This window comes from Nocardioides sp. NPDC006303, from assembly GCF_040613175.1.
GTDB lineage: Bacteria > Actinomycetota > Actinomycetes > Propionibacteriales > Nocardioidaceae > Nocardioides.
In genome coordinates, this window is record NZ_JBEXRR010000009.1 from 65,810 (window position 1) to 78,494 (window position 12,685).

At 70.5% G+C, this 12,685-nt stretch carries 10 protein-coding genes; 6 read left to right on the plus strand and 4 right to left on the minus strand.

Going from position 1 to position 12,685, the window contains the following annotated elements; all coding sequences use genetic code 11:
- Positions 1-107 precede the first annotated feature (107 nt).
- From ABZY89_RS09735 to erm, 3 genes are all read left to right on the plus strand, one after another.
- Positions 108-650 (plus strand): DinB family protein, encoded by a 543-nt coding sequence (locus ABZY89_RS09735; RefSeq protein ID WP_355226680.1) that lies wholly within the window; start codon positions 108-110, stop codon positions 648-650.
- Positions 651-686: 36 nt separating this feature from the next.
- Complete coding sequence (locus tag ABZY89_RS09740; protein WP_355226682.1) at positions 687-2,087, plus strand: NAD(P)H-quinone dehydrogenase; 1,401 nt, start codon at positions 687-689, stop codon at positions 2,085-2,087.
- A 218-nt stretch (positions 2,088-2,305) separates the two neighbouring features.
- Complete coding sequence (erm, locus tag ABZY89_RS09745; RefSeq protein ID WP_355226683.1) at positions 2,306-3,064, plus strand: 23S ribosomal RNA methyltransferase Erm; 759 nt, start codon at positions 2,306-2,308, stop codon at positions 3,062-3,064.
- Between the two features lie 76 nt (positions 3,065-3,140).
- Here the strand turns inward: erm and ABZY89_RS09750 are convergent, their stop codons facing one another.
- Positions 3,141-6,518, minus strand: coding sequence for a pyruvate carboxylase (locus ABZY89_RS09750; RefSeq protein WP_355226685.1), 3,378 nt, complete (start codon positions 6,516-6,518; stop codon positions 3,141-3,143).
- Positions 6,519-6,655: 137 nt separating this feature from the next.
- Between ABZY89_RS09750 and ABZY89_RS09755 the strand changes: the two genes are divergently transcribed.
- A complete protein-coding gene (locus ABZY89_RS09755; RefSeq protein WP_355226686.1) occupies positions 6,656-7,576 on the plus strand; it encodes a hypothetical protein in 921 nt (306 codons plus the stop codon).
- A gap of 3 nt (positions 7,577-7,579) precedes the next feature.
- On the opposite strand, the gene ABZY89_RS09760 is transcribed toward ABZY89_RS09755, so the two are convergent.
- From ABZY89_RS09760 to ABZY89_RS09770, 3 genes are all read right to left on the minus strand, one after another.
- On the minus strand, positions 7,580-8,245 hold the full coding sequence (locus ABZY89_RS09760) for a hypothetical protein (protein ID WP_355226687.1): 666 nt from the start codon (positions 8,243-8,245) through the stop codon (positions 7,580-7,582).
- Complete coding sequence (locus ABZY89_RS09765) at positions 8,245-9,330, minus strand: hypothetical protein (RefSeq protein ID WP_355226689.1); 1,086 nt, start codon at positions 9,328-9,330, stop codon at positions 8,245-8,247. Before ABZY89_RS09765 ends, ABZY89_RS09760 begins: the two co-directional genes overlap by 1 nt.
- A 174-nt stretch (positions 9,331-9,504) precedes the next feature.
- Positions 9,505-10,413, minus strand: a complete 909-nt coding sequence (locus ABZY89_RS09770; protein WP_355226691.1) for a LysR family transcriptional regulator — start codon at positions 10,411-10,413, stop codon at positions 9,505-9,507.
- 94 nt (positions 10,414-10,507) lie between these two features.
- Here ABZY89_RS09770 and ABZY89_RS09775 point away from each other — a divergent pair, with 94 nt between their 5' ends.
- On the plus strand, positions 10,508-11,893 hold the full coding sequence (locus ABZY89_RS09775) for an MFS transporter (protein WP_355226692.1): 1,386 nt from the start codon (positions 10,508-10,510) through the stop codon (positions 11,891-11,893).
- Positions 11,890-12,678 carry a 3-hydroxybutyrate dehydrogenase gene (locus ABZY89_RS09780; RefSeq protein WP_355226694.1) on the plus strand — a complete coding sequence of 263 codons (789 nt, stop codon included), beginning with the start codon at positions 11,890-11,892 and terminating at the stop codon, positions 12,676-12,678. The genes ABZY89_RS09775 and ABZY89_RS09780 overlap by 4 nt, the downstream gene beginning before the upstream one ends.
- Positions 12,679-12,685 lie beyond the last annotated feature (7 nt).

Genomic DNA, 12,685 nt, shown 5'->3' on the forward strand with positions numbered 1-12,685 from the left:
CGCCGGCGAGTCTTTTCCGGCCCTCGGTCCAATGCGGACAGAAACTGACCTGAACGGCTCATAGCGTTGTCGGTGTCAGAGGGAAACACGACCAAGGAGTCCATGTCATGACCGCAACCGCCGCCAGCGCCATGAAGACCAGCGCCACCGCCACCCTGTCCCGTGAGCGGACCGACCTGCTCGAGACCCTGGCCAAGCACCGCGGCTTCTTGCGCTACGCCGTCCGCAACCTGACCGACGAGCAGGCCCGGCTCACCCCGACCGCCTCCGCGCTCAGCCTCGGCGGTCTGGTCAAGCATGTGTCAGCCGGCGAGCGAGGCTGGGCCGACTTCATCGTCCGTGGCGCGGTGGCGCAGGAGCTCACCCCGGAGAAGTACGCCGAGTTCGCCGCCGACTTCGTGCTCGCCGAGCACGAGACACTGGAGGGTGTGCTCGAGGCGTACGAGGCCGTGGCCGCGGCCACCGACGAGCTGATCCAGACCGTCGACCTCGACGCGGACCACACCCTTCCCGAGGCCCCGTGGTTCGAGGCCGGCGCGCGGTGGTCCAACCGTCGGGTCCTCGCCCACATCCTGGCCGAGACCGCCCAGCACGCCGGCCACGCCGACATCATCCGGGAGACCATCGACGGTCAGAAGACGATGGGCTGACTCTGCCTCTCCAGGGCGCGTGGAAGAATGCGGCCCATGGCGCGGGTGACGATCATTGGTGGGGGTCCAGGCGGATACGAGGCGGCGCTGGTCGCGCAGCAGCTCGGGGCGGAGGTCACGGTCGTCGACCGTGACGGCCTCGGCGGCAGCGCGGTGCTCACCGACTGCGTACCGAGCAAGACTCTGATCGCCACCTCCGAGCTGATGTCGGACATGACGCTCGCCCGCGACCTGGGCATCAACTTCCGCGACCACCACGGCGACCCGGCCACCGAGCTCTACGCCGACCTCGAGCTGGTCAACAAGCGCGTCAAGTCGCTCGCGCTCGCGCAGTCGAGCGACATCGAGAGCCGGCTGACCCGCCGCGGCATCCGCATTGTCAAGGGCACCGGGCGCATCGACGCCGACAAGCGTCAGGTGATCGCGACCCGGGCCCAGGACGGCACCGAGGAGGCCATCGAGAACGACGCGGTCCTGATCGCCACCGGCGCCCGGCCGCGGGTGCTGCCCACCGCGCAGCCCGACGGCGAGCGGATCCTGACCTGGGAGCAGGTCTACGACCTCGACGAGCTGCCCTCGCACATGATCGTCGTCGGCTCGGGTGTCACGGGCGTGGAGTTCGCCAACGCCTACCTCAACCTCGGGTCCCAGGTCACCCTGGTCTCCTCGCGCGATCGGGTTCTGCCCGGTGAGGACGCCGATGCGGCGACGGTCCTCCAGGACGTGCTCGAGCGGCAGGGGATGAACATCCTCAGCAAGTCGCGGATGGAGTCCGTGACCCGCTCCGGCGACGTCGTCACCGTCAAGCTGACCGACGGCCGCGAGGTCACCGGCAGCCACTGTGTCCTCGCGCTCGGCTCGATCCCTAACACCGAGGGCCTCGGCCTCGAGGAGGCCGGCATCGAGCTCGACGAGGGTGGGTTCATCCGCACCGACAAGGTGTCGCGTACCTCCGCCTACGGCGTGTACGCAGCCGGCGACTGCACCGGTGGCTTCATGCTCGCCTCGACCGCCGCCATGGCCGGCCGGATCGCGATGCGCCACTTCCTCGGCGACGCGGTCATCCCGATGGACCTCAAGGAGGTCGCGGCCAACGTCTTCACCTCCCCGGAGATCGCCACGGTCGGCTACTCGCAGGCGCAGGTCGACTCGGGCGAGGTCGTCGCCGACACCCTGCGCCTCGACCTCAAGGGCAACCCGCGGGCGAAGATGCAGGGCATCTCCGACGGCTTCGTCAAGCTCATCTCCCGCCCCGGCACCGGCGTCGTCATCGGCGGCGTCGTCGTTGGCCCGCGTGCCTCGGAGCTGATCCACCCGATCGCGCTCGCCGTCTCCACCGGCCTCACCGTCGACCAGATCGCCAACACCTTCACCGTCTACCCCTCGATCTCCGGCTCCACCGCCGAGGTCGCCCGCCGCCTCCATCACGTCGAGTAGCCACCCCCGAAAACGGTGTGCGAGCAGCGCCGCGCCTTCGCTAGCGTGAGCGCCATGGGTAACTGCTGCATGACGATGATCGTTCGGATCCGCCGCCGCTGACGGCGCGGATCCCACCGAAGCACTCGTCGCATTCGCGCCGCCACCTGGCAACCCTGCCGGGCGGCTCCGAGTGCTACCCGCATGCCGCCCGGCTCCTTCTGTCTCGAGGAGCATCCATGCCCGACGTACGCCCTGGCCGGCACGAGCTCGGCCAGAACTTTCTCACCGACAGGTCGGTACTCGACCGCATCGTCCATCTCGTCTCGCAGCGGCAGGGTCCGCTGGTGGAATGGGGCACCGGCAACGGTGCCGTCACGCTGGCGCTGGCCGAGCTGGGTCGTCCGCTGGAGGGGGTCGAGATCGACTCTCGCCGAGCCGCCGAGCTGCGGCGACGGACCGGTACGCACGTGTGCATCGCCGAGGGCGACATCCTGCGTCACGCGCCACCGCAGGACGCGGTCGTCGTCTCCAACGTCCCGTTCCACCTGACCACGCCGATCCTGCGCCACCTGCTCGCCTCGACGACGTGGCGCCATGCCGTACTCCTCACCCAGTGGGAGGTCGCCCGCAAGCGCGCGGGCGTCGGCGGCACGACCCAGCTCACCGCGCAGTGGTGGCCGTGGTTCACCTTCACCCTCGACCGCCGGGTCCCGTCGACCGCCTTCCGGCCGCGGCCGAACGTCGATGGCGGCCTGCTGCTCATCGACCGTCGTCGTGAGCCGCTGCTGCCCGAGTCGGAGCTCCGCGACTTCCAGTCGTGGGTGGCCACGGTCTTCAGCAGCCGAGGCCGCGGGGTCGCCGAGATCCTGCGCCGTAACGGCGTCCCCGCTGCGCTCGCCGGCCGGATCGCCCGGCGACGCCGGCGATCTCAGGCCCCGGTGCTGCCGCGAGACCTGCGTGCGGAGGACTGGGTCGAGGCGTACGCAGCGGTCTGACCCTGCCGAGAGGGCGCGTGCGTCGGCCGAGATGGCACCGAGGTGCCAGCTCGGCCGACGCCGCTGACGTCTCGGCTCAGTCGAGGACGAGCACCAGATCGCCGCCGTCGACGGCCTGGGTGCCGGAGAAGGCGAGGCGGGAGACGGTGCCGTCAACGGGGGCGGTGATGGCGGCCTCCATCTTCATGGCCTCGATGGTGGCGACGGTGTCGCCCGCCTTGACCGACTCACCGGCCGCGACCGAGATGGTCACGACGCCCTGGAACGGCGCGGCGACCTGGCCGGGAACGGCGGGGTCGGCCTTCTCGGCGGCGGCGACCTCGGCGGCGACGGAGCGGTCACGTACCCCGATCGGGCGCAGGTGGCCGTTGATCGTGGCCATGACGGTGCGGATGCCGCGCTCGTCGGGCTCGGAGACGGCGGTGAGCCCGAAGATGACCGTCTTGCCCTCGGAGAGCTCGACGGTGTGCTCCTCGCCCTCGCGCAGGCCGTAGAGGTAGTCGAGCGTCGAGATCACCGATACGTCGCCCCACTTCGAGCGGGCCTCGGTGAAGTCCTTCGTCGGGCCGGGGAAGAGCAGCCGGTTGAGCGTCCCACGGCGGTCGGAGGCGAGCCCGGCGGCGTCCTCGGCCGACAGCGTCGGCGACGCCGCCTTCCAGGTGCGTCCCGCGGTCGCCTTGCTGCGGAACGGCTCGGGCCAGCCGCCCGGCGGGTCACCGAGCTCCCCGTTGAGGAACCCGATGACCGAGCCCGGGATGTCGTACGCAGCCGGGTCGGCCTCGAACGCGGCCGGGTCGGCACCGGCGGCGACCAACGACAGAGCCAGGTCGCCGATGACCTTGGACGATGGCGTGACCTTGGGGACGCGACCGAGGATCTGGTTGGCCGCGGCGTACATGTCCTCGATCTGCTCGAACTTCTCGCCCAGCCCGAGCGCGATCGCCTGCTGGCGCAGGTTGGAGAGCTGGCCACCCGGGATCTCGTGGCGGTAGACCCGGCCGGTCGGCGCGGGCAGTCCGGACTCGAAGGGGGCGTAGACGCGGCGTACGGCCTCCCAGTAGGGCTCGAGCGAGTTGACCGCCGCCAACGACAGGCCAGTGGCACGCGAGGTGTGGTCGGTCGCTGCCACCAGCGAGGAGAGCGGCGGCTGGGAGGTGGTGCCGGCCATCGACGCGGTCGCGGCGTCGACGGCGTCGACGCCGGCCTCGATCGCGGCCGTCAGCGTGGCGAGCTGGCCACCGGCGGTGTCGTGGGTGTGCAGGTGGACCGGCAGGTCGAACCGCTCCCGGAGCGCGGTGACCAGGGTGCGCGCGGCGGGTGCCCGCAGCAGCCCGGCCATGTCCTTGATCGCCAGTACGTGCGCCCCGGCCGAGACGATCTCCTCGGCCAGCCGCAGGTAGTAGTCGAGCGTGTAGAGCTTCTCGTCCGGCGAGGAGAGGTCGCCGGTGTAGCAGAGCGCCACCTCGGCGACGGACGTCCCGGTCGCCCGCACCGCGTCGATCGCCGGCCGCATCTGGGACACGTCGTTGAGCGCGTCGAAGATCCGGAACACGTCGATGCCGGTCTCGGCGGCCTCCGAGACGAACGCGTCGGTGACCTCGGTCGGGTAGGGCGTGTAGCCCACCGTGTTGCGACCGCGCAGCAGCATCTGCAGGTTGATGTTCGGGATCGCCTCACGCAGGTGCGCCAGCCGCTCCCACGGGTCCTCGGAGAGGAAGCGGAGAGCCACGTCGTACGTCGCGCCACCCCATGCCTCCATCGACCACAGCTGCGGCGTCAACCGGGCGACATGGCCGGCCACGCCGAGCAGGTCGGTGGTGCGGACCCGGGTCGCCAGCAGCGACTGGTGGGCGTCGCGGAAGGTGGTGTCGGTGACCGCGACCGACTCCTGGGAGCGCAGCGCGGCGGCGAAGCCCTCCGGCCCGAGCTCGCGAAGCAGATCGCGCGAGCCCGCTGGCGGAGCCACCGACAGGTCGAGCTTCGGCAGCTTCTCGACCGGGTGGAGCGAGACCGGCGCGGCGCCGTGCGGCTGGTTGACGGTCACGTCGGCCAGGTAGGTGAGCAGCTTGGTGCCGCGGTCACCGGAGGCCCGCGCGGTCAGCAGCTGCGGGTGGGTCTCGATGAACGAGGTCGTGATCGAGCCCGAGATGAAGTCGGGGTCGTCGAGCAGCGCCTGCAGGAACGGGATGTTCGTCGCGACCCCGCGGATGCGGAACTCCGCCACGGCCCGTCGGGCCCGGGTGACGGCGTCCTCGAAGGTGCGCCCACGACAGGTGAGCTTGGCGAGCATCGAGTCGAAGTGGGGCGAGACCTCGGCCCCGGCGTACGTCGTGCCGCCGTCGACGCGGATCCCGGCACCGCCGGGGGAGCGGTAGGTGGTGATCATGCCCGTGTCGGGGCGGAAGTTGTTGGCGGGATCCTCGGTGGTGATCCGGCACTGCATCGCGGCGCCGCGCAGCTGCACGGAGTCCTGGGTGAGCCCGAGGTCGGCCAGCGTCTCGCCGGACGCGATCCGCATCTGGGAGCGGACCAGGTCGACGTCGGTGACCTCCTCGGTCACGGTGTGCTCGACCTGGATGCGCGGGTTCATCTCGATGAAGACGTAGTTGCCGGCGGGGTCGAGCAGGAACTCGACGGTGCCGGCGCAGGAGTAGCCGATCTCCTTGGCGAACCGCACCGCGTCCGCGCAGATGCGTTCGCGCAGCTCAGGGTCGAGATTGGGGGCGGGAGCGATCTCCACGACCTTCTGGTGGCGGCGCTGCACCGAGCAGTCACGCTCGAAGAGGTGGATGACGTTGCCCTCGCCGTCGGCGAGGATCTGCACCTCGATGTGACGGGGCTCGACCACGGCCTGCTCGATGAACACGGTCGGGTCGCCGAAGGCCGCCTCGCCCTCGCGCATGCAGGTCTCGACCGCCTCGCGCAGCTTGTCGGGGGAGTCGACCCGCCGCATCCCGCGACCACCGCCACCCGCGACCGCCTTCACGAACAGCGGGTAGGGCAGAACGGAGGCGGCGGAGACGAGGGCGTCGACATCGGTGGACGGCTCGACCGACTGCAGAGTCGGTACGCCGGCAGCCTTGGCCGCCGCGATGGCGGTGGCCTTGTTGCCGGTGAGCGTGAGGACCTCCGCCGACGGTCCGATGAACGTGATCCCCGCCCGGGCGCAGGCCTCGGCCAGGGCCGGATTCTCGGAGAGGAACCCATAGCCGGGGTAGATCGCGTCCGCGCCGCTCTGCTTGGCGACCTCGACGATCGCGTCCGGATCGAGATAGGCCCGGATCGGGTGACCGAGCTCTCCGATCTGGTAGGCCTCGTCGGCCTTCAGCCGGTGCTCTGAGCCCCGGTCCTCGTAGGGAAAGACGGCGACCGTCTTGGCCCCGAGCTCAAAGCCTGCGCGGAAAGCTCGGATCGCGATCTCACCGCGGTTGGCAACCAACACCTTCGTGAACATGGCGGCCACGGTACCCATCCGAAGCGCGTCGTCCAGGTTATGGGACGATTTCGCCCAGTTAGTGGACGTTAAGAAGTCGTGAAGTGTGCGGATTCGTTGGGACCGCTGAACGGGCCGCGGACCATACGCTCGGCGGCATGAAGATCAAGACTCGACAGCGTCGTTCAGCTCTGGTCGCCATCGCCGGCACGGCCCTGCTGGCCGGATCGCTCACCGCGCTCGGAGCTGCGAGCTCGCCGGCCGCCGCGGCCGGCACCGTGAACTGCTCCGGCTCGATCAACGGCAAGGCGAGCGGCTACATCCGCAAGCGCTCCATCAAGAACAGCACGGTGACCGGCAACTACCGCAGCGCCGGCACGGTCAGCTGGTCGCCGCGGGCGTGGATCGAGATCGGCGGCGCCGGCGACGACACCACCTGGAAGACCGGCTACATCGTGCCCGGCACCGACGGCACCGGCCGCACCGTGACCCTCGGCGGGACCAACGGGCAGTCCGTGCTGACCGAGACGAAGGCCGCACAGCTCTACCGCTCCAACGGCACCGCGGTGACCGGCTGGAACCCCAAGAAGGTCGTGAACGGCCCGACGACAGCGGTCTACAGCGTCACGACCTCCGGCGTCGTGCAGCAGACCGCGCTCACCTACTCCAGCGCGGGCACCCGCCTCGGCACGGTCACGAACCTGCCGGTCACCCTGCCGAGCACGACGACCGTCGCAGGCGTGTGGACCAGCCACAACGGGGTGATGTACAACCTCCTCTACTCGATCAACCCGAGCACCAACAAGCTCGAGCAGATCGTCGTACGTCCCGACCGCCCGGCGGAGGCGAAGAAGTACGTCGTCCGCAGCCTCGGCACCGGTTGGCGGTACATGTCCGTGCACAACTGCTACGACGCAGACGGCGCGGTCGCGGCCAAGGACATCGTGCTGATCAACCCCACGACCGGCAATGCGGTGCGCATCCGCCAGAGCAGCGGGATCGGGCACAGCACGACCTTCTCCGCCTCGACCCGGGTCGGCACCGACGGTTCGTGGAAGTGGAGCGGGATCAGCAGCTAGCGCTCACCCTGGCCAGAGGTCGAGCAGGTCGCCCGGGCGCAGCCCGAGGGCGTGCTCGATGTCGCCGGGCGAGGTCTCCCGCAGATACTCCGAGACCAGCTGGGCCAGCTCCATCCAGTAGCCGCGCAAGGTCGACTCGGACAGGTACATCGACCGGCTCATCTCGGCGTACGTCAGCCCGCGGGCGCGATGAGCGAGGACCTCGCGTTGCCTCGGCGTGAGGACGGTGATGCTGCGGCGGCGGACGAGGACCTCGATGAGGCCGGTGATACCCGGGGGGATCACCGGCTCATCGGCGGCCACCGCACGGAACGCCGCCTCCGCCTCGGCCAGCGAGGCCGCCTTCGAGACCACGCCGGTCGCCCCGGCGGCGAGGCAGGCCGCGAGCACGAACCGGCGCTCCTCCTGGGAGTAGACGCAGACCCGGTAGCCGGCCTCGACGATGCGGCGGATGGCCGTGGTGCCCTGTGAGGCGTCGGGCTGGCCGGTGTTGGTGAGGTGGAGGTCGAGGATCACCACGTCGGCCTCCGGCCGCGCGGTGAGCAGGTCCTCGACGTTCTCGTGGCTCGACACGAAGTTCAGATCGGGCAGGAGCAGACTCAGCGAGGCGCGCATCGCCGTCGCGTCGTCCACATGGCTGAAGCGCGGCCCGGAGGTCACCTCAGACATCACGAGACCTCCGCGACGGTCGTCCGCGCGAGCGTGACCGTGGTACCGAGGTCGCGGATGCTGTTGATCTGGACGTCGACGCCCGAGCGCGCGAGCTGCTCGACGACCACTTCCCGCAGCCCGACCCCGTAGTCGGTCGCAGAGGTGTCGAAGCCGACGCCGTCGTCGTGCAGGGTGACCTCCCAGCCGGTGCCGTCCTCGTCCTCGGCGGCGTGCAGGACGACCCGGCCCGCCCGCGCGTGCTGACGTACGTTGAGGAGCAGGCTGCGCAGCGCCGCGGCCAGGTCGTCGGCGAGCGCGCGTCGGAGCGCGACGTCCTGGGCGAGATCGGCGACCACCGTGATCGGGAGGTCGTCGAACTCCGCGCCGACGGCGGTGACCACCGCGGCCAGATTGGTCGCCTCGCTCACCGGCGGCGGGGTCTGGCCGCTCAGATAGGCGCGCATCCGGTTGAGCTCGACCTCGGCCTGCGATCGCAGCGCGCCGTTGCCGTCGGCGGTGTCGGTCTCCACGAGCAGCCGCATCATCGCGGTGCCGTTGTGGATCGCGAGCCGGGCACGACGCTCCTCCTCGGCCTTCGCTGCCTCGGCGGCATAGCGCCGCGCCTCATCGGCCTCGGTCCCGATCCGCACGATCGTCTGACAGCCGAACCAGGCCAGCGGCCCGAGGACCAGCAGCGTCAGGCAGGTGCTCAGCGCGCCGGTGAGGTCGGCCCAGCCGTCCACGGTCGGCGCTATGTAGACCGCCTCGGCGACCGCCAGCGAGGCGAGCAGGAACATCCACAGCCACCGCGAGCGTACGGCCGAGAGCCCGCAGGAAACGCACAGCGCATAGCCCAGCTGGAACCCCACCCAGGTGCCCGTACGCAGCTCCACCGGGACTGTCCACAGCCCCACGATCAGCAGCGCCACAGCCACGGCGACGTCGAGCACGGCGTACGGCACTCCCGGCGGGCGCCGGGTGACCAGGGTGATCGCAGCGATCGCGACGAGCATGACGGTGGCCAGGATCCAGCTGGCTCCGGTCAGCCAGGGATGATCGACGCGGGAGAGCGCGGGCATCGCCGTCAGCAGTGACGGTGCCATCTGCGCGAGGGTCGCCAGTCGCATCCCGGCCACGAAGAATGCCACCAGGCGCGTAGCGGCTGCCCGAGTCGAATGTGGCACCCGTGAATTGTCGCTGATGGTCGGGGGAACGGCGGAGCATGGGGCCAGGATCGGGCATCCGACGTCTCGCCGGTACCAACGAATCCGCGGGCGTCACCGGCCGATCAGGGCATCTCGCTGCTCGTCCATCTGCTCCCGCAGACCGCCCACGACGGCGGCCACGGCAGGCCGGCGCCAGGACTCGGGATGCACGACCGCCCAGTAGGGCAGCCGCTGATGGATGTCCTCGTGGAGCATCCGGACGAGGTCGGGGTGCCGGTCGGCCATGAAGCAGGGCAGCAGGCCCAGACCGGCGCCTGCCCGGGTCGCCTCGACGTGCACGAACACGTTCGTGGAGGTGACCGCGTCGCGGATGCCGGGCAGCAGCCGCCGGGGGAGGTCGAGGTCGTCTACCTGGAGCATCGAGTCGACGAAGTAGACCAGGCGGTGGCGTACGGCCTCCTCGATCGTGCCGGGGGCGCCGTGGCGCTCCAGATAGCCGGGGGAGGCGTAGAGGCCGAGCTCGTACTCACCCAGGTGCATCGCCCGGCCGCGGTTCACCGCGGGCTCGCCGACCACCACCTCGATGTCCACGCCGGATCGGTGCTGCGCCGCCTGCCGGGTCACGGTGACGATCTCGACCGAGAGGTCGGGATGGTCCTGCCGCAGCGCGGCCACCGCCGGCGAGGCGATGTACGCAGCGAACCCGTCGGTCGTCGACATCCGGACCACGCCGGCCACCGGGTCGGCAGGCTCGTCGGCAGCCAGCCGGGCCAGCGACTCGGCCACTCCCTCGGCGGCACGTGCCGCGCGCTCACCGAGAGCGGTCAGCGCCCAGCCGTCGGAGCCGCGCACCAGGACCCGGCCGCCGAGGGCGCGCTCGAGGGCGGAGATGTTGCGGCTGACCGTCGTGTGGGTCAGGCCCAGCGAGCGGGCGGCGGTGGTGAAGCGGCCGCTGCGCGCCACCTCCAGCAGCACGAGCAGCTGGTCGGCGGAGGGCGGCGTCGACGGAGTGTTGGCCATCGAGCCACCCTATCCACCAATGTGCATTTTCGTTCACACCGTGTGCCAACATGCGCGTTGCGAGCACATCGTGATCGCTGTCACACTCCCAGGCATGTCCTCGACACAGCCGGGCGCCACCGCCGCCCCCAACGACCCCCCAGTCGACGAGCAGAGCCTGCTCCGCAGGACCGTGGCGGCCTCCATGGCCGGCACGGTCGTGGAGTGGTACGACTTCTTCCTCTACGCCACCGCCTCGGCGCTGGTCTTCGCCAAGGTGATCATGCCGGCCACCGGCAACGCGTACGACGCGATCATCGCCGCCTTCGTGACGTACGCCATCGGGTTCGTCGCCCGCCCGCTGGGCGGCGTCGTCTTCGGCCACATCGGCGACCGCCTCGGCCGCAAGTACACGCTGCAGCTGACCATCATGCTGATCGGTGTCGCCACCGTCCTGATGGGCTGCCTGCCGACGTACAACCAGATCGGCCTCGCCGCGCCGATCGCGCTGGTGGTGCTGCGGTTCGTGCAGGGGCTCGCCCTGGGCGGTGAGTGGGGCGGCGCCGTCCTGCTGGTCGCCGAGCACGCCCCCGACGACAGGCGGGCGACCTGGGCCGCCTGGCCGCAGGCCGCGGTGCCGGTGGGCAACCTGCTCGCCACGCTGGTGCTCACCGTGATGACCCTCGCGCTCTCCGACGCCGCCTTCCTGGCGTGGGGCTGGCGGGTCGCGTTCTGGCTCTCGGCCGTGGTGGTCGTCGTCGGCTACTTCATCCGCCGCTCGGTGACCGACTCGCCGATCTTCGAGGAGGCGAAGGCGGAGCAGTCCGAGTCCGCTTCGGCCGGTTACGGCGTCTTCGAGGTGCTCCGCCGCTACCCGCTGGGCGTGCTCAAGGGCATGGGCCTGCGGTTCGCGGAGAACATCATGTACTACCTGGTGGTGTCCTTCTCGATCGTCTACCTGGTCGAGGACCAGAAGATGGACCAGGGCGCCCTGCTCGGCCTGATCGCGGTCGCGCACGCCTGCCACTTCTTCTTCATCCTCGCCGTGGGCCGGATCGCCGATGGCGTGGGCCGCAAGCCGGTCTACCTGGTCGGGGCGGTGCTGGGCGCGACCTGGGGCTTCTGGGCGTTCCCGATGCTCGACACCAAGAACAACCTCGCGATCGTGGCGGCGCTCATCGCCGGTCTGGCCATCCACGCGCTGATGTATTCCACGCAGCCCGCGATCATGGCCGAGATGTTCCCGACCCGGATGCGCTACTCCGGCATCTCGATCTCCTACCAGGTGACCTCGATCTTCGCCGGCTCGCTCGCGCCGCTGCTCGCCATCGCCTGGCTCAAGGACACCGGCACCTGGACCAACACCGCGATCTACCTCGCCGTCGCCGGCATCATCACTGCGCTCGTCGTGCTCACGCTCAAGGAGACCCGGGGCGCCTCGCTGCGGGCTCTGGACCGCGCCGACGCCGAGCGTGCCGAGCGCGAGGTGAGCCCGGCGTGAGCTCTGCGACGACGGCCCCGCCGGCGCCGGACACCTCCGGACGTACGCTGCGGGGCCGCCGCGCCCTGGTCACCGGCGGCGCCTCGGGGATCGGTGCGGCGGTGGCCCGCGAGCTCGCCGCCCGTGGTGCGCGGGTCGTCGTCGCCGATGTGGCCGGCGATGCCGCCCATGCCCTCGCCGAGGAGATCGGCGGCGAGGCGTGGGTGGTGGACCTGACCGCAACCGAGGAGCTGGACGACCTCACCCTGGAGGTCGACATCCTGGTCAACAACGCCGGCATCCAGCGGGTCAGCCCGATCGAGAAGTTCGACCCCGACGACTTCCGCAGGATCCACTCGATCATGCTGGTCGCTCCGTTCCTGCTGGTCAGGGCCGCATTGCCGCACATGTACGCCAACGGCTGGGGCCGCATCGTCAACATCTCCTCCGTACACGGCCTGGTCGCCTCCCCCTTCAAGAGCGCCTACGTCTCGGCCAAGCACGGCCTGGAGGGACTCTCGAAGGTCACCGCCCTCGAGGGCGGCCCGCACGGGGTGACCAGCGTCTGCGTCAACCCGGGCTATGTGCGTACGCCGCTGGTGGAGAAGCAGATCGCCGACCAGGCGGAGGTGCACGGTGTCCCGGCCTCCGAGGTGGTCGAGCAGGTGCTCCTGCAGGACGTGGCGGTGAAGCGGCTGGTCGAGCCGGACGAGGTCGGCTCTCTGGTCGGCTGGCTGACCGGCCCGGACGCATCGATGGTCTCCGGCGCCTCGTGGGCCATCGACGGCGGATGGAGCGCGCGGTAGCTCCAGC

Bases quoted from the DNA above. Each gene is read 5' to 3' on its own strand.
- ABZY89_RS09750 (WP_355226685.1), bottom strand. From the start codon at position 6,518: ATGTTCACGAAGGTGTTGGTTGCCAACCGCGGTGAGATCGCGATCCGA.
- ABZY89_RS09765 (WP_355226689.1), bottom strand. From the start codon at position 9,330: ATGGCACCGTCACTGCTGACGGCGATGCCCGCGCTCTCCCGCGTCGAT.
- ABZY89_RS09740 (WP_355226682.1), top strand. From the start codon at position 687: ATGGCGCGGGTGACGATCATTGGTGGGGGTCCAGGCGGATACGAGGCG.
- ABZY89_RS09775 (WP_355226692.1), top strand. From the start codon at position 10,508: ATGTCCTCGACACAGCCGGGCGCCACCGCCGCCCCCAACGACCCCCCA.
- ABZY89_RS09770 (WP_355226691.1), bottom strand. From the start codon at position 10,413: ATGGCCAACACTCCGTCGACGCCGCCCTCCGCCGACCAGCTGCTCGTG.
- ABZY89_RS09755 (WP_355226686.1), top strand. From the start codon at position 6,656: ATGAAGATCAAGACTCGACAGCGTCGTTCAGCTCTGGTCGCCATCGCC.
- ABZY89_RS09735 (WP_355226680.1), top strand. From the start codon at position 108: ATGACCGCAACCGCCGCCAGCGCCATGAAGACCAGCGCCACCGCCACC.
- ABZY89_RS09760 (WP_355226687.1), bottom strand. From the start codon at position 8,245: ATGTCTGAGGTGACCTCCGGGCCGCGCTTCAGCCATGTGGACGACGCG.
- erm (WP_355226683.1), top strand. From the start codon at position 2,306: ATGCCCGACGTACGCCCTGGCCGGCACGAGCTCGGCCAGAACTTTCTC.